General features: G+C 40.8%; 16 protein-coding genes. 7 read left to right on the top strand and 9 right to left on the bottom strand.

The features are described from left to right. Nucleotides 1–4: 4 nt before the first annotated feature. From AAEU29_RS06275 to AAEU29_RS06250, 6 genes are all read right to left on the bottom strand, one after another. Complete coding sequence (locus AAEU29_RS06275) at nt 5–1,129, bottom strand: efflux RND transporter periplasmic adaptor subunit (RefSeq protein WP_421972521.1); 1,125 nt, start codon at nt 1,127–1,129, stop codon at nt 5–7. 196 nt (nt 1,130–1,325) lie between these two features. After that, nucleotides 1,326–1,910 carry a TetR/AcrR family transcriptional regulator gene (locus AAEU29_RS06270; protein ID WP_274761073.1) on the bottom strand — a complete coding sequence of 195 codons (585 nt, stop codon included), beginning with the start codon at nt 1,908–1,910 and terminating at the stop codon, nt 1,326–1,328. 79 nt (nt 1,911–1,989) lie between these two features. Continuing rightward, nucleotides 1,990–3,447, bottom strand: coding sequence for a phospholipase D family protein (locus AAEU29_RS06265; protein ID WP_421972520.1), 1,458 nt, complete (start codon nt 3,445–3,447; stop codon nt 1,990–1,992). Between the two features lie 78 nt (nt 3,448–3,525). After that, a complete protein-coding gene (locus AAEU29_RS06260; protein ID WP_421972519.1) occupies nt 3,526–4,218 on the bottom strand; it encodes an LrgB family protein in 693 nt (230 codons plus the stop codon). After that, nucleotides 4,215–4,574, bottom strand: coding sequence for a CidA/LrgA family protein (locus AAEU29_RS06255; protein ID WP_421972518.1), 360 nt, complete (start codon nt 4,572–4,574; stop codon nt 4,215–4,217). Before AAEU29_RS06255 ends, AAEU29_RS06260 begins: the two co-directional genes overlap by 4 nt. Nucleotides 4,575–4,622: 48 nt before the next feature. Beyond that, nucleotides 4,623–5,423 carry a crotonase/enoyl-CoA hydratase family protein gene (locus AAEU29_RS06250; protein ID WP_421972517.1) on the bottom strand — a complete coding sequence of 267 codons (801 nt, stop codon included), beginning with the start codon at nt 5,421–5,423 and terminating at the stop codon, nt 4,623–4,625. Between the two features lie 287 nt (nt 5,424–5,710). Between AAEU29_RS06250 and AAEU29_RS06245 the strand changes: the two genes are divergently transcribed. The 5 genes from AAEU29_RS06245 to AAEU29_RS06225 all read left to right on the top strand — a co-directional run bounded on the left by AAEU29_RS06245 (nt 5,711) and on the right by AAEU29_RS06225 (nt 11,781). Further along, entirely contained in the window at nt 5,711–6,898 is a 1,188-nt protein-coding gene (locus AAEU29_RS06245; RefSeq protein ID WP_372771520.1) for an efflux RND transporter periplasmic adaptor subunit, read from the top strand. Nucleotides 6,899–6,907: 9 nt separating this feature from the next. Continuing rightward, entirely contained in the window at nt 6,908–10,021 is a 3,114-nt protein-coding gene (locus tag AAEU29_RS06240) for an efflux RND transporter permease subunit (protein WP_421972516.1), read from the top strand. Nucleotides 10,022–10,114: 93 nt separating this feature from the next. After that, a complete protein-coding gene (locus AAEU29_RS06235; protein WP_421972515.1) occupies nt 10,115–10,429 on the top strand; it encodes an HI1450 family dsDNA-mimic protein in 315 nt (104 codons plus the stop codon). Nucleotides 10,430–10,551: 122 nt separating this feature from the next. Continuing rightward, the gene (locus tag AAEU29_RS06230) at nt 10,552–11,334 is read left to right on the top strand and encodes a DUF481 domain-containing protein (RefSeq protein WP_421972514.1); all 783 of its coding nucleotides are present in this window, start codon (nt 10,552–10,554) and stop codon (nt 11,332–11,334) included. Nucleotides 11,335–11,349: 15 nt separating this feature from the next. After that, nucleotides 11,350–11,781 carry a hypothetical protein gene (locus AAEU29_RS06225; protein WP_421972513.1) on the top strand — a complete coding sequence of 144 codons (432 nt, stop codon included), beginning with the start codon at nt 11,350–11,352 and terminating at the stop codon, nt 11,779–11,781. A 33-nt stretch (nt 11,782–11,814) separates the two neighbouring features. On the opposite strand, the gene AAEU29_RS06220 is transcribed toward AAEU29_RS06225, so the two are convergent. Next, nucleotides 11,815–12,333, bottom strand: coding sequence for an FKBP-type peptidyl-prolyl cis-trans isomerase (locus AAEU29_RS06220; protein ID WP_421972512.1), 519 nt, complete (start codon nt 12,331–12,333; stop codon nt 11,815–11,817). Nucleotides 12,334–12,340: 7 nt separating this feature from the next. After that, nucleotides 12,341–13,243 (bottom strand): tRNA-modifying protein YgfZ, encoded by a 903-nt coding sequence (gene ygfZ / locus AAEU29_RS06215; protein WP_421972511.1) that lies wholly within the window; start codon nt 13,241–13,243, stop codon nt 12,341–12,343. A 107-nt stretch (nt 13,244–13,350) separates the two neighbouring features. Here ygfZ and AAEU29_RS06210 point away from each other — a divergent pair, with 107 nt between their 5' ends. Together AAEU29_RS06210 and AAEU29_RS06205 are read left to right on the top strand one after the other, a co-directional pair. Next, on the top strand, nt 13,351–13,602 hold the full coding sequence (locus AAEU29_RS06210) for an FAD assembly factor SdhE (protein WP_421972510.1): 252 nt from the start codon (nt 13,351–13,353) through the stop codon (nt 13,600–13,602). 25 nt (nt 13,603–13,627) lie between these two features. Beyond that, nucleotides 13,628–13,993, top strand: coding sequence for a hypothetical protein (locus AAEU29_RS06205; protein ID WP_421972509.1), 366 nt, complete (start codon nt 13,628–13,630; stop codon nt 13,991–13,993). Between the two features lie 5 nt (nt 13,994–13,998). Here the strand turns inward: AAEU29_RS06205 and nadB are convergent, their stop codons facing one another. Next, nucleotides 13,999–15,600 carry an L-aspartate oxidase gene (gene nadB / locus AAEU29_RS06200; RefSeq protein ID WP_421972508.1) on the bottom strand — a complete coding sequence of 534 codons (1,602 nt, stop codon included), beginning with the start codon at nt 15,598–15,600 and terminating at the stop codon, nt 13,999–14,001. Nucleotides 15,601–15,699 lie beyond the last annotated feature (99 nt).

Here is a 15,699-nt window from a genome sequence, read left to right as displayed (position 1 = left end):
GTGCCTACTTTAAATGTTGTTGATTGCCATTTGAGACATCGGCTACAGCAACCACAGGGCCTGGCATTAATCGTTCATTGCCTTCGGTGATCACCTTGTCATTTGGTGCTAATTGCGGAGCGAAAATAGCCACTTTATCACCTTGATGAAATTGCACATTGACAGATACAGGCTGCGCAATTTGCTTATCGCCTTGCACAATTATTTTATAAACTAAGTAGTTGCCGCCGCGATTTACCAGTGCGTCTTTCGGTACTGTCAGCGTTGTTTTGCTTTCACCTTCTGGTAACCATGCACTTACTGACATTCCTGGCATTAAGCCATTACCATTAACTTGCCCAATAACGCGGAAAGTACGCGCTCGCTCATCAACGCTATTAAGTACTTTAATATTATGCGCTTGTACAAGTTCATCTCCAATTTGCAGAGCAATTTCAGAGGGAGCTTTACTGGCTAAGAAAGCAAATCGCTCAGGTACATCTAACCAAGCTTCTAATTTATTTAGTGAGGTAAGTGTAAAAGCATGATCGCCACTGCCTAACCACTGCCCAAGCTCTGCGAGTCGACTCGTAACTTGACCATCGAACGGAGCACGGATTGACATATCATCAATGCGAACTTGTAAAGCGTCGAGCTGAGCATTTAACGCTTCAATTGCTTGCGTTGCAGCTATCACACGGGCTTGATTAGCGATTGTTTGTGTTTTACTTTGATTTAGACGCTGTTTTGATACGGCGCTTTTTTGTGCTGATTGTTTATACGCTAAATAATCTTCTTCGGCTTGCGTAAACTCTGCTTTTGCTAACGATAAATTCGCCTCAGCAAGCATTTTCTCCGCTTGCAAACGCTGCTTTTCAGCATCAAGTCGGCGGGTGTCTAAATGTGCTAAAACAGCACCTTTTGTCACAATATCGCCTTCGTTAACCAGTACATTAACAACCTTACCTGATTCAACAGAAGCGACATTGGCTTGATTAAAGGCTTTTAAGGTGCCAACGACACGTTTGCGTGGTTGTAATTGTTGTTCGGTTGCTTCACTAAAACGCACCACTTGTGCATTAGCATGAAACACCAAAAACAAAAGACTTAATAAAAGTCCAATTTGTTTAAATGAGCGTGGAGAAGTCATCGTATTTCCAATTTAGTAGACCAGTCGTCTAGTTTATTGTCTTTTATAATGGCAATTGTTGCAAGATGAATTTCGGCTGAATGCTATTCTTGGTAAGATGAATTTATTTAAGTGATTGAATTTTTTATTTATATTTAAAAAGTATTTTTTAGACCGATTGGTCTAGAGTGGTGGGTTTTCAAGGTGAAAGTGCCAATTAAGGCACTAAAATTGTTTCAAAAATAATATCGACAAAATTATCGTAAGGCTCTGTTGAGCGCTCTACTTGCATTTGTATTGCAGCGCCATGGCTGGCATTAAACAAGAATGCTGCAATTTTATGTGGGTCGAGTTTTTCGTTTACTTCGCCTTCTTGCTGGGCTTCTCTAATTGTTTGCGCCATCATGCTGTGCATTAAATCTTGCGCACACTTAATGCCGCCACGCATATTTTCACTGAGTTGTGATTGTTCCAGAATTAATTTTGGTACAAGACATTCGCAGTCAATGCCTTCTTCTTCGTGAAACTGTTGAATGCGTTTGAACCAGTTATTTATCCGCTGCAGAGGCGAGTATTTGCGGTCGCGAAGAAATTCACGCATAAAGTCGTGAGTTTGATCTTGGGCGCGTTCAATTAACGCTAAACCAAAGTCTTCTTTAGACTTAAAGTAATGATAAAATGACCCTTTAGGCACTCCAGCCTTATCTAGGATTTCTTTTAAGCCACATCCGTTGTAACTTTTTTCGATAATCAGCGCATGACCTGCCGCCAAAATCGCTTCTTTGGTATCTGGCTTATTCATATTTGGGTTAATTTTTTACGTACACACTTTGTGGGTATTATTAGACCAGTCGTCTCGAAAGTCAACTTTCACGATGTGATTACAGTTGGTCTTCAATGGGTAATACACGAAAGAACCATGCACCAATTTTACGCCAGATGCTGGCATCGGGTTCTTTGGTATAGACATTTTGGCTTGCCATGTCATACCAAAGCAGCTCACCATCTTCTAACTTTACTTGGTAAGCCGAATTTGAAATTGCTGTTTTAAGTGTATCAACAACCTTGCCTGTGAGCTCTTCATTTTCAAACAAAACACCAATTTCGGTATTGATAAACATTGAACGAGGATCGAGATTAAGCGAACCGACAAAAATATGTTTACTGTCGAAAATAATGGATTTTGCATGAAGGCTGGCTTGTGTTGAGCCTCGCCATGCTGTGGGTTTAAAGTTGGGCATTACTTTGGATTCATACAGAGTCACTCCCGCGTTTAGCAGCGCTTTACGATATGGTGCGTAACCAGAATGCACAGCGACTACATCGGTCGCGGCAAGAGAATTTGTCAGCACCGTAACCTTAACTCCACGCTCAACCATCTTTTTAAGATAGGCCGTGCCTGCTTTGCCTGGCACAAAGTAAGGAGAAATAATATAAAGGTGGTGCTTCGTATCAGCAAATGTGCTGGCTAAATCATCCAGTAATGGGCTTGTAACCCCATTGGCGCTAATTTTATTTGGTGGGTCGTAAAGCACTTTTGCGTTGCCCCATGACCAAGGTAATGCGCCTTCAGTAATGTATTCGATAAATTGTGAGTTATTAAGCGCGTTTACATATTCTTGCTCTGCTTGTGCAGCTTCGCTAACTTCAAGATCCCATTTAGTTAAAATTTCAATGGTCTCTTCATCTGAATAAAGTTTTGGGTGGAACACAGAAAGCGGATAGCTGTATTCACTGTTCCAGTATTCATCAAACTGGCGATTAATATCGCCAACGGCATCGCCAATTAATAGCAAATCAAAATCACCGAACTCTACCTCATGGCTGGCACTAAAATATTCATCGCCAATATTGCGACCACCAATCACCGAAGAAAGGCTGTCGACGGTGAGTGATTTATTATGCATACGGCTATTTAACCGTGAAAAATCGGATAGGATCCCAAGCGCTTTGTTACTGCGATTAGGTAAGGGGTTAAATAGTTTGATTTCAACGTTTTTATGTTGATTCAAAATTTGTAACTGTGGGTTGGAGTCAGGCGCTTTTAAATCATCCAGTAAAATGCGAACACGTACTCCGCGTTCCGCAGCTAAATACAAAGAGTAGTTTATTTGGTTGCCTGTAATGTCTTTGTTATAAATGTAATATTGTAAATCAATGCTACTACTGGCTGCATTAATAAGGCTGACGCGTGACATGAACGCATCAACGCCTTGCCCTAAGGTAAAAACGCCTGTTTTATTTTTATTTTGGGTTGTAAGTTCGGTTACGAAGTTTGCTAACTTGCCGGAGTTTGCAGGTGGCATAGCATAGCTTTTTTCGCCGGGATTCGGCTTCATATGTGTTGCGCATCCCGCCATCACAAGCACCACTCCTATTAATAAAATCCGTTTTAGTAACATTTATTTACCGTTAAGTTAGGTTGTAAATATGAGACTTAATAGGGTATAGATTACAGGTAATAGCAATGGCGTCAATATGGCGCTTAATACTAAGCTAATCGATGCAAATGCCCCCATGCGCTCATCAACTTCAATTGCCCTTGCTGTACCAACCGCATGGCAGGCCGCGCCGAGAGCGAGTCCTTGACTTGGAACATGCTTTACACCAAAAAAGCGAAGCAAAGGTAAACCGATCACTGCACCAAAAATACCAACGCAAATAACCACAACAGCCGAAAGTGCACTAATACCAGCAAGTTGCTCACTTACTTCAATTGCGATGGGGGTGGTAACCGCATTAGGAGCAAGACTGACAACCAGTTGCTCACTCGCGCCAAAGCTATATGCTGTTAACATTGCAATGATGGATGAGCTTGCAACGCCAATAACACTGCATAGAATGTAACGCCATGTTGCTTTTTTGATGGTACGTGACTCTTTGTAAAGTGGAATTGCAAGCGCCACAATGGCTAAATCTAATAGCCAGAAAAACGGGGTATTTACCTCAGCAAACTGTGTATAACTAATATCCCCCCATATCAGTACTAAACTTATCAGCGAAATACTTAACAAAATGGGATTACATAAACTGTGCTTAAGATAATGAGTTTGAAGCCATTTAAAGACAAAAAAACATATTGGCGAGAAAACAATCAAAAGTAAGCTCATGATTGTTCCTTATCGTTAGCTGCAAAAAGTAAACTTGCTACTTTCCCAACAATAAACAAAGTACCTATGGTGGCAGCAAGTACCGAGAAAATAATTAAAAATAGGTTTTCTTTTATTAGGTCTAAATGCTGAATGATACCGACCCCTGCAGGAATGAAAAAAAGCGGAAAATATTTAAGTAATAGATTACCCACGACTTCACACTTTTTCAGCGACACTATATTTAATTTGAGCGCAAGTAATAATACCCCCATAGCGAGCACCGCAGGCGGAAATTTAAAATCAAGCAAAAACAGCAGCCCGTGGGCAATTCCAAGGGCTGAGAGTAAAATAATCAGACTAAAAATATATTTCATATTGCTAGCCTACCACAGCTTTATGCCAGATCTACTGGTCTTTAGTCGTTACCAGTTTGCAGAGTCGAAGAAGGGTTTTGATTCGTCTTTTAATCGATTGTTTATTGCACGCTTTACATTTTTACCGCGTAAAATTTTAATTTGATTCAGTGTTTCTGCGGCCAGTAATTTACGGCGATTAACTAACATATGCTTTTGATACGTACGTTTGTTAGCAGCTAGGGCATCTGGTGATTTTTTTAAGAGTGCATCTTTAAGTTGTTCGCAGCGTTTGTCTAAATCATCACAGACCTCAGTAACTAAATTAAGCGAAAGAGCTGTTTTTGCATCAATTGGGTTAGCAAGGTGAGTGAGCTTTAATGCTTGATCGTAAGGCATTAAGCCCTGCAATATCACACTGCCTGCCATATCAGGTGTCAGTCCCCAGCGCGTTTCCATAATTGAAAGCTGAGCATCTTTACTGGCAAGGCGAAAGTCGGCACCTAAGGCTATTTGCATACCGCCACCAAAACAACGGCCATGAATTTTACAAATGACCGGCGCTTTTATTTCTTGCCATCCAAGTGTTACTCGCTGTGCTAAATTTGCATTGCCAGGCAGCCATTTAAACAATAGCTTAACCATAGTAAGTGCAGAGCGACTGATACTTTTAACATCTAGGCCAGTACAAAAATCACTGCCATTTGCGTCAATAATGACTAAGCGCAATGACTTTTCTTTTTTAAGTTGTTTAATAATGCTGTCGAGCTGGATAAAACTATCAAAACTCAGGGCATTGAGCTTTTCAGCGCGGTCAAAGGTGACAGTGGCAATTCCTGCATCAATACTTAAGGTGATTAGGTGCTTCATTTTTATTCTCATCCGACCTGTTAGGTGTTTGAGATTAACGTGGAAAAAAGCTGCTGTAAAGCGCCATACTTCACGCTAGGTTCATATTTTCTTTGCAAAATAACGGCGTTATTCAGCATATTAGATATTAAAAATATGCCCGTGTTTATTTGCTAAAAATTAGTTAAATATTAAATTACATTTAATGCCATGTCGTATTATGATTGATAACCAGAAGATTTTATTAGAAATTTCGGCGCGTTTGCTGGAAACAAAAATTTGCTCTATTTGTGATGAGGGAGAGTTGCATGTTAAGAACCACATTAAAAAAGATTAGTTCCCCGACTAAGTCCGCGTTGTTTGTTAGTTGTATTTTGTTGGGACCAATAGCACTTTCGGGGTGTGGTAAAGAGCAAGTAGTGCAAAAGGCGCCAGCTCCAGCTGTTTCTGTTTATACGGTAAACAGTGACTTGGTGGGTACTTATCGCGAATTTACTGCACGTACCCAGGCTTCTAAAGAAGCAGAAATCACCACCCGAGTTCAAGGCGAATTGATTGAGCGTAAGTTTGTGGAAGGCTCTAAGGTTAAGAAAGACGATTTATTGCTAAAGATCGACCCGAGTGAATACCAAGCGTTAGTGGCACAATATGATGCCGACCTTAAATCGAAAATTGCTGGCGCTGCTGGCGCTGCACGTGATTTGAAGCGTGGTAAAGAAGTTGCAGACCAAGGTTTTATTTCGCAATCCGATTTAGACAAATTGATTACCAATGCAGCGCAAACACAAGCGGCTGTTAAGGCCGGTGAGGCCGCTTTAACCAAAGCAAAATTAGATTTAAGTTACACTGAAATTAGTGCGCCTTTTGATGGGCAAATTGGCCGAGTGAACATTGATGTGGGTAATATTATTAGCCCACAAAGTGGTGTGCTTGCAACAATCACTGCAATTGACCCAATTTATGTAAACTTCTCGGTTGAAGAGGCGCTTTACACCACTTACTTGCAGGAACATCACAGTATAAAAAGCCCTGATCAAGTACCGATTGATTTAAAAATTCGCTTACCAAATAACACTGAATACGCAGAAGCGGGCATGCTCGATTTTGCTGATACTAAAATTGACAGTAATACAGGTACTGTTGAGCTTCGAGCGACTTTCCCTAATCCAAATGGCATTGTGTTACCTGGCTTATTTGTAAAACTGATTGCTGAAAGTAAAAATAAATCGCAAATGGCGTTAGTGCCACAGGCTGCAGTACAAGAAAATCAGCAAGGTAAGTTTGTATTGGTTGTAGATAGCAATAATAAAGTTACTACCCGTCATGTTGATTTAGGTCGTCGTGTTAATGCCATGTGGGTAGTAAATTCAGGCATTGAAGCCGGCGAGAAGATTATTATTGAAGGCCTACAAAAAGTGCGCCCTGGCGTTGAAGTAAACCCAGTTGATAAAAATGTAGATGCGGTAACTGGTGTTATCACAAACAGCGCAGAGTAGGTGAGATAAATGATTAGTAAAACGTTTATTAATCGGCCTAAATTTGCGCTGGTTATTTCGATTGTTATAACGCTTGCGGGTTTAATTTCGTTATACCTGCTACCTGTAAACATGTACCCAGAGATCACGCCACCGCAAATTCAGGTAACGGCAGTTTATCCTGGTGCAAGTGCGCAAGTTGTAGAGGAGTCGGTGATCCGGCCCATTGAAGAGCAAATCAATGGTGTGGAAGATATGCTCTACATCGAATCTACAGCCGCCAATAATGGTACAGCAACGATCACTGTGTACTTTAAAGTAGGTACTGACGATGATATGGCGCAGGTTAACGTACAAAACCGCGTAGCATTAGCTGAGGCGGGGTTACCTGAAGAAGTTAAGCGTCAAGGTGTTGTGGTGCGAAAACAGTCAAGCAATATGCTCTTGGGTGTAACACTTTATAGTTCACAAGAAAACCTCGACGATATTTTCTTAAGTAATTATGCAACCAACTACTTAACCGAGCCGCTAGGTCGTATTCCAGGTGTTGCTAATGCTGAAGTGATGGGGGAAAAAACTTACTCAATGCGTATTTGGCTAAACCCAAATAAAATGGCGTCGCTTGGGGTGGCTGTATCGGATGTGCAAAATGCACTAAAAGAGCAAAACTTAATTGTTGCCGCGGGTAAATTAGGTGCAAGCCCTGCTCCCAAAAATCAGCAATTTGAATACTCGATTCAAGCGCGCGGACGTTTAAAAACACCGGATGAATTTGGCGATACCATTATCCGAGCTACCACCGAAGGTAACTTTGTTCGTTTATCAGATATCGGCCGCATTGAATTAGGCTCTAAAATTTATGGTTTTACAGCAAAATTAAACGGCAACGATACGGCGTTTTTGGTTATTTACCAATTACCTGATGCCAATGCGACCGAAGTGGCAGCGAATGTAAAAAAAGAAATGGAGATTCTTGCTGAGCGTTTCCCTGATGGCCTTCATTACAGTATTCCTTACGACACTACCGAGTTTATTAACCGCTCAATTGATGAAGTAGTAATTACCCTTTACCAAGCGGTTGCGTTGGTAATTTTAGTGGTGTTCTTATTTTTACAAAACTGGCGTGCAACGCTTATTCCTTCTGTGGCTATTCCAGTATCGTTGGTAGGTACGTTTGCCTTTATGATGTTGATGGGTTACTCAATTAACACCATTACTTTATTTGGCCTTGTACTGGCAATCGGTATCGTGGTTGATGATGCGATTGTTGTTATTGAAAACGTTGAGCGTATTTTAAAAGAAGAGAAATTGCCGATTAAAGAGGCGGTAACCAAGGCAATGGAACAAGTGTCAGGGCCAATTGTGGCGACCACGTTAGTTCTTTTAGCGGTATTTGTACCGGTTGGTTTTATGCCGGGCATTACCGGTGAGCTTTATAAGCAGTTCTCGGTGACAATTTCATTTGCTGTATTAATTTCGTCGATTAATGCACTAACATTAAGCCCCGCGCTTTGTACTTTGCTATTAAGTGAAAAGGCAATGAAGCCAGTGAAATGGCTTGCACCTGTTGAACGTGGCATTGAATCATCAACTGCAAAATATTCATCTAGTGTAAATTGGTTATTAAAACGTTCTGCGCGTGTGGGTGTTGTAACTGTATTGCTTTTTGCCGCTACGGGTTGGCTAACAAAAGCGGTTCCTACAGCTTTCGTTCCTGCTGAAGACCAAGGTTATTTATTTGTTGATGTGCAATTGCCAGATGCAGCTGCAAGTGGCCGTACCGCTGAGGTAATGGCGAAAATCAATGAAGTTATTTTGGCAGACCCAGCAGTCACTGATTTTATTTCAGTATCGGGCAGTTCGCTATTAGGTGGCCCAGGCTCAAATAATGGTTTAGGTATTATTATCTTAAAAGACTGGGAAGAGCGTACAGCGCCAGAACTTGGTTTAAGGCAGATTATTCCGCGTTTAATGGGGCAGTTATTTGCGATGCCTGATGCACAGATTTTTGTCTTTAACCCACCGCCAATTCCAGGGTTAGGTACGAGTTCAGGTTTTGAATTTAGATTACTTGATAGCGAAGGGCGTGACCCAAATGAACTGGCACAGGTAATGAATGGTTTAATTTATGAAGCTAACCAACGCCCAGAGTTAAGCCGTGTATTTAGTACGTTCCGTGCCAATGTACCACAGTACTTTTTAGAAATTGACCGTGATAAAGCAAAGGCGCAAGGAGTTGCACTAAGTGATGTGTTTGTTACGCTTCAAGCGCAATTAGGCTCGTTATATATTAATGACTTTAACCAGTTTGGTCGTACTTATCAGGTGGTTATTCAAGCGGAAACGGAATATCGTAAAGATCCATCTGATTTGAATAATTACTATGTGCGCGCCAGTAATGGTGAAATGGTACCATTAACCACGCTTGCCAGCCTTGAGCCAATTTTAGGCCCAACCAGCATTAACCACTTTAATCTATATCGCAGTGCGAGTATTACAGGTCAACCTGCTCCTGGTTACTCAAGTGGTGAGGCGATTAAAGTAATGCAAGAGCTGTCAGCACAGTTACCAACAGGTTATATCTACGATTGGGCTGGACAAACTAAACAAGAAATTCAAGCTGGTAACTTAGCACCGTTACTTTTCGGTTTAGCGATTATCTTTGTTTACTTATTCTTAGTGGCGCAATATGAAAGCTGGACGATTCCGTTCTCAGTAATTGCTGCTGTACCGCTCGCAATTTTTGGTGCGATGGCTGCACTTTATGCTGTTGGAATGGCTAACAATATTTATGCCCAAGTGGGTTTAATATTGCTGATTGGTCTTTCCACCAAAACGGCAATTTTGATTGTTGAATTTGCGATGGAGCAACGTGCTGCAGGGCATAGCATATTCGATTCTGCGCTTAATGCAGCAAGGCTGCGTTTTAGAGCGGTACTCATGACGGCATTCTCATTTGTGCTCGGTGTTTTACCCTTGGTATTTGCAACCGGTGCAGGCGCTGGTAGTCGAGTAAGCTTAGGTTTAACAGTACTTGCGGGTATGTTGGCTGCAACGATTTTCGGTACGCTGCTTATCCCGATTTTCTATGCGTTAATTCAAACAATGCGTGAAAAAGTAAAGGCCAAGCTCGCAAGCGAGTAGTCTGCTAGTTAAAATCACAAAAATATAAGGCAAAGAGGGACTTCTTTGCCTTTTTTGTTTTGATATAATTAGAAAAAAAATTTGAGCATAGTTATGACACAAGAAGATCATTTGTGGACCATTGAAGAAGCCACTAACCACGCTTATGAGGTGTTTTTAGAGCTGGCACCTGACAACCTTTCTGAGCAGGATATTGTTGAATTTAACCAATACCGTGAAGACTTAGGTTTTATCGAAGAGAGTGAGCCAGATGAATCTTGGCATGAATTTACTGAATTTGAAATTGAACCAGAGCTTTATGTGCAAGTGCTGGTTGGATTAGAGTTTGAAAATCAAGATGTGCTGTTTGCACGTATTTTGATAAGTCGTGACAAAGCAGCGCCGTTTGTTCACGTGCTTTGGAAATAATTCAGTCACTCGGTAAGATTTAAAAAATTTGTTAGCAAAATTACATTTTTTGCGCGGATTTTTTGAATTGATTTAGTTAAGCTAGGTTTTCATTTACGAATAGAGGTTTGAAGTAGTTTGTAATGCGCTGGTTAGTTTTTTTGTGTATGTGTTTTTGTTTTGAGGTAATAGCAGCCGATCCGTTCGAAGATTTTGCTATTTATGGTGAAACACCTGTTGATGACAGATACGAAGAAAACAAAGGCCGCTTGTTGTTCGGTGATTTAGAGTTGGGCTTTATTGTTACCACCGGAAACACCAATACATCCAGTGCAAAGCTAAAAACCAACCTAATGCAAGACCTAAATAACTGGCGAAATCAGCTGAAGTTTGACTCCTTAGTTAAAAAAGAAAATGAAGATGGTAAAGGGCTGTCTGCAGCGCGTTATTTTTCTTCATTACAAAGTAACTACTTACTTGAAGATAAGAATACCTCACTATTTTTATATGGTGACTACGAATTTGATAAATTTAGCGGTATTGAAAAACAGGCGAGTTTTGCAACTGGTTATGGCTGGCGTTTTTTAGAAACCAAGAAAGACAGTATTGATTTGGATATTGGGCCAGGTATGAATTACCAAGTAACCGAATCGAAAGAATCTAATTTAGGTTATTTGCTAAGGCTTGCGCTGCAATGGGAGCGCATTGTTAGTAAACGTACTCGTTTTAACCAAGATATCAGTGCCGAGCATTCGCTAAGTGGTTTAAATTCGCGTATTAAGTCCGAAACATCATTGGTTAGTCAAATCAGTGGTGCACTGAGTTTAAAATTTTCTTACCTTTATCGTTACAACACCCTGCCAGAAGCAGGTAAGCGAAATTATGATGCTGAAACAAGTGCTACTTTTGTTTTTAGCTTCAATTAATTGGGAAACATCTTAATGTATTCACATAAGCAAATGGCTTGGGCTATTTTATTTTTAATGTCGTGGATTTTCTCATTCACCTTATTAGCCGTTTATTTAGTTGGGCCAATTATGGGCTTACTATTATTTGCAGGGTTTGTGCTGTTAGTTGCTTTGTTATTTCATGGCATGACGGTAACAGTGAAAGATAACACGATTAAATGGGGCTTTGCTTTTGGCTGGTTTGGTCAAAACTTGCCGCTATCTGACATTGTTTCGTATCAAGCAGTTACAAATTCTTGGCGTCATGGCATAGGCCTTCGCATCAGTCATGATGGTTTTGTGTATTCTGCCCATGGTTTTAAGGCGGTAGAGTTAGTATTACAAGATGACACTAAAATACGCCTTGGAACAAACGATCAAGCTGGCTTAATTGCTGCTTTAGATAAACAAAAAAATAGCGCTTAATAGCGCTATTTTTTTATGTAAATTACTGCTTAATTAACAGCAGCCACCGTTTTCGTCATGAACGTGATCATGGTGTGAACCGCAACCGCCAGCACCGTGCACATGGCCGTGAGCTAGCTCTTCTTCAGTTGCATCGCGTACTTCTAGTACTTCAACATCAAATGTTAAATCAATACCTGATAGAGGGTGATTACCATCGACAACGACATCTTCGTCTTGAATGTCGATAATTACAACTGTTTGCTCGCCTTCATCAGTGGTTGCACGAAATTGCATACCTACTTCGATGTCCATGCCTTCAAACATTGATCTTGGCACTGCTTGCATTAGGCCATCATGACGTTCACCGTAGCCATCTTTTGCAGCTACTGCTACTGTGAATGTATCGCCAGCTTGCTTATCAATTAGCGCATCTTCAAGGCCTGGAATTAAAAAACCTGAGCCAACAATAAATTCAAGCGGCTCGTTATCAAATGAGCTATCGATTGCATTGTTGTCTTTATCCATTACTGAATAATGTAGTTTTACCACTTTTTGCTGTGCAATTTTCATATCTAACCTAATCTTCAAGTGTGTATGGAAGAGGTGTCACGCAAAGGTGAGACTCTTCGAGATCTTTTATTCGTAACTGAGCTTGCTCAGATGTATCGTTTGGTAACACTGCCTGCACAAACGTGCCTTCTGCGGTTACCGCAATATTGGTAATTTTACCGGCTCTTCGCCAGTTTTCGCCCAGTTGAATTTCAACTTCACTGGCACTTTCAATCGTTTGCTCTTTAGCAAATAAGCTGTACATGGCACGTTTGTTTTTGCCTAGGTACTTCATGCGAGCTACGGTTTCTTGCCCGGTGTAACAACCTTTATTAAAGCTAATGCCTCCAATTGCTTGAAGATTTACCATTTGTGGTACAAATTCGTCTAGCGTTTCTGCGCTTAAACGTGGTAAACCTGCTTTAATTGTGGCCGCAAGCCAATCATTTTCATGGGCTTCGATAGTGATTTTACTTTCAAGTGCTGCAAGTTTGTCTTCAGCGATAACAAGCTCAACAAGGCCGTTTGCTAATTGTAGTGCATAGCCTAAGTCAAAGCTGACTAAATTACGTTCGCCAAATGAAATAGACAGTAGGGACTCAATTTCACTGGTGCTTTGTGCGATAAGGCCAATGGTGTGCAATGTCTCGCTTAGCTCAAATTCAGCTTTTGAAAATACGCCGTATTTTTTAAGCTCACTAAAGCTTTGATTTGCTTCACTTTCACTTGCAAGTAATAAGTAGCTTTCATCGCTTGCGATAAGCTTATGTACTGACCATAGTTTGCCTTTGGCGTTACAGTGACCTGACCATAAAAACGTACTTTCATTAAGTAAATTAAGGTCTTGAGTTACTTGACCATGGAGATAAGACTTTCTGTCTTGACCACTTATTACAACAATTTTTTCAGCTATACGATTTGCTAATACCATAATTGACATATCACTATAAATTAATGCGTTGATTTTAACTTAGATTCCTGATGATTGCATGCTTAGCTTTTGCTACTATTAGCTAGCGCTAATTAACGAGGTATGAAATGAGCAATTTAGATAGTAAGGCTAAATTACGTTGGGCATGTCGCCGTGGTATGTTGGAACTGGATGTTTTACTGAGACCATTTGTTGATGAAGCCTTTGATGCGTTAAGTGACAACGACAAAGCGATTTTTCAGCGTTTACTGACCGCCGACGATCCCGATCTGTTTGCATGGTTTATGGGTCATGAAGAGTGTAAAGACGCTGAGTTAAAGTACATGGTTAATACTATTTTAAATCGTGTCCGAGTATAGAATATACGTTGGCGAATCAAAAATAATGCCGAGTGTTTACATCGGCATTAACCTTCCTATTTTTACCATTGCACTATTGCCTGCAGAAAATCTCTTTGCAGTTATATGTGTTACTACCTTTTTACTCTTTCTTAGTTATTATTGTTTTTACAAACTCAATAAAATGTTGGTAAGTGATAGCTATTTATTGTTAGATGAAAAGCGTGCAATGCTAAGTGAATCGAGCGGTAAACTGATTGGTGAAATAAGCCCATTTAGTATCGTTACCGCTTGGTTTGTGTTGCTAAAGTTTAAACATAAACCAAGTAATAAAAACCAGTTTATTATGCTAAGTTCACTTTCAAAAAGAGACAAAAAACGGCTCTTAAGAGCCGTTTATCAAAAGCAGTAACCCGACTAGTGTTTATGTAAAATTGTCGGTTTTGGATTTGCTTTTGGCTCGGGGTAATCAAGCGTGTAATGCAGCCCCCGGCTTTCTTTCCGCTCAAGTGCACTGCGAATAATTAGCTCTGATACTTGTACTAGGTTACGCAATTCCAGCAAGTTATTGCTAACTCTGAAATTAGTGTAGTACTCATCAATTTCTTGTTGTAATAATTCAACACGACGCAAAGCTCGCTCTAACCGTTTAGTGGTGCGAACAATGCCAACGTAATCCCACATAAACAAACGTAGTTCATGCCAATTATGGGTGATTACAATTTCTTCATCAGAATTTGTAACGCGGCTTTCATCCCAATTTGGTATTGTTGCTGGAGTGTGAGATTGCGCTAATTGAGCAATAATGTCTTTGGCTGCAGCTTGAGCAAACACAATGCATTCTAATAATGAGTTACTCGCCATACGGTTTGCACCGTGAAGGCCTGTGTAGGCAACTTCACCAATCGCGTATAAATTATCTAAATCGGTTTTACCATTAAAATCAGTCATTACACCACCACAGGTATAATGTGCCGCAGGCACTACAGGAATAGCTTCTTTGGTAATATCCAACCCTACGCTCAAACATTTTGCATAAATAGTAGGGAAGTGGTCGATAATAAAGTTTTTATCTTTGTGGCTGATATCGAGGTAAACACAGTTGGCGCCAAGGCGCTTCATTTCATAATCGATGGCACGGGCAACCACATCACGCGGAGCAAGTTCAGCGCGTTCATCAAAGTCAGGCATAAAACGTGAGCCATCAGGGCGTTTTAAATACGCACCTTCACCACGCATTGCTTCGGTGATTAGAAAATTCTGTAATTCAGGATGATATAAGCTGGTTGGATGGAATTGATTAAATTCCATATTGGCAACACGGCAACCTGCACGCCATGCCATAGCGATACCATCACCACTTGAGACATCAGGGTTAGATGTGTAAAGGTACACTTTACTTGCCCCGCCTGTTGCGAGCGCAATGAAACGTGCATTTATAATCTCAACTTGTTCAGTTGTGCGATTCCACACATATAAGCCATGGCAACGCTTTCCTTGATGGCCTAACTTTTCATCAGTGATTAAGTCGATTGCATTATAACGTTCAAGTAGTTGAATATTTTGATGCTCTTTTACTCGGTCAATCAACGTGGTTTGCACAGCTTTTCCCGTAGCATCTGCTGCATGCAAAATGCGGCGATGGCTGTGGCCGCCTTCACGTGTTAAGTGGTAACGCTCTTTACCTAGTGCACTTTTGTCCATATCAAATGGCACACCTTGTTCGATCAACCACTTCATACAGGTTTTTGCATTGCTAGCAGTGTAGTGAACCGCATCACGGTCACACAAACCACCGCCAGCAGCGAGTGTATCTTCAACATGAGATTCAATACTATCTTCTTTATCAAATACAGCAGCGATGCCACCTTGGGCATACATAGTAGAACCTTCGGTTAATGGTCCCTTGCTTAACACAGTGACGTGGCAATGGTTAGCGAGAGTCAGCGCTAGGGTTAAGCCTGCTGCACCACTACCTACGATAACAACATCAGTTGTTAATTGTGGTGTATTTGTCATACAAGTATCACTTTACAATGCTATTGAGTTATGGGCGCTATATTAACACCAATTACGACAATGATAAAAAGACTAAAGTCGCACATAGTATGCAGGAAA

The organism is Pseudoalteromonas aquimarina, assembly GCF_049257255.1.
Taxonomy (GTDB): Bacteria; Pseudomonadota; Gammaproteobacteria; order Enterobacterales; family Alteromonadaceae; genus Pseudoalteromonas.
Note: the sequence above shows the minus strand (reverse complement) of the source record. Positions and strands in the feature narration are given on the sequence as shown.

Bases quoted from the DNA above. Each gene is read 5' to 3' on its own strand.
- AAEU29_RS06220 (WP_421972512.1), bottom strand. From the start codon at position 12,333: ATGAAAATTGCACAGCAAAAAGTGGTAAAACTACATTATTCAGTAATG.
- AAEU29_RS06225 (WP_421972513.1), top strand. From the start codon at position 11,350: ATGTATTCACATAAGCAAATGGCTTGGGCTATTTTATTTTTAATGTCG.
- AAEU29_RS06270 (WP_274761073.1), bottom strand. From the start codon at position 1,910: ATGAATAAGCCAGATACCAAAGAAGCGATTTTGGCGGCAGGTCATGCG.
- AAEU29_RS06275 (WP_421972521.1), bottom strand. From the start codon at position 1,129: ATGACTTCTCCACGCTCATTTAAACAAATTGGACTTTTATTAAGTCTT.
- AAEU29_RS06250 (WP_421972517.1), bottom strand. From the start codon at position 5,423: ATGAAGCACCTAATCACCTTAAGTATTGATGCAGGAATTGCCACTGTC.
- AAEU29_RS06205 (WP_421972509.1), top strand. From the start codon at position 13,628: ATGCCGAGTGTTTACATCGGCATTAACCTTCCTATTTTTACCATTGCA.
- AAEU29_RS06260 (WP_421972519.1), bottom strand. From the start codon at position 4,218: ATGAGCTTACTTTTGATTGTTTTCTCGCCAATATGTTTTTTTGTCTTT.
- AAEU29_RS06255 (WP_421972518.1), bottom strand. From the start codon at position 4,574: ATGAAATATATTTTTAGTCTGATTATTTTACTCTCAGCCCTTGGAATT.
- AAEU29_RS06235 (WP_421972515.1), top strand. From the start codon at position 10,115: ATGACACAAGAAGATCATTTGTGGACCATTGAAGAAGCCACTAACCAC.
- AAEU29_RS06210 (WP_421972510.1), top strand. From the start codon at position 13,351: ATGAGCAATTTAGATAGTAAGGCTAAATTACGTTGGGCATGTCGCCGT.
- ygfZ (WP_421972511.1), bottom strand. From the start codon at position 13,243: ATGGTATTAGCAAATCGTATAGCTGAAAAAATTGTTGTAATAAGTGGT.
- AAEU29_RS06230 (WP_421972514.1), top strand. From the start codon at position 10,552: ATGCGCTGGTTAGTTTTTTTGTGTATGTGTTTTTGTTTTGAGGTAATA.
- nadB (WP_421972508.1), bottom strand. From the start codon at position 15,600: ATGACAAATACACCACAATTAACAACTGATGTTGTTATCGTAGGTAGT.
- AAEU29_RS06265 (WP_421972520.1), bottom strand. From the start codon at position 3,447: ATGAAGCCGAATCCCGGCGAAAAAAGCTATGCTATGCCACCTGCAAAC.
- AAEU29_RS06245 (WP_372771520.1), top strand. From the start codon at position 5,711: ATGTTAAGAACCACATTAAAAAAGATTAGTTCCCCGACTAAGTCCGCG.
- AAEU29_RS06240 (WP_421972516.1), top strand. From the start codon at position 6,908: ATGATTAGTAAAACGTTTATTAATCGGCCTAAATTTGCGCTGGTTATT.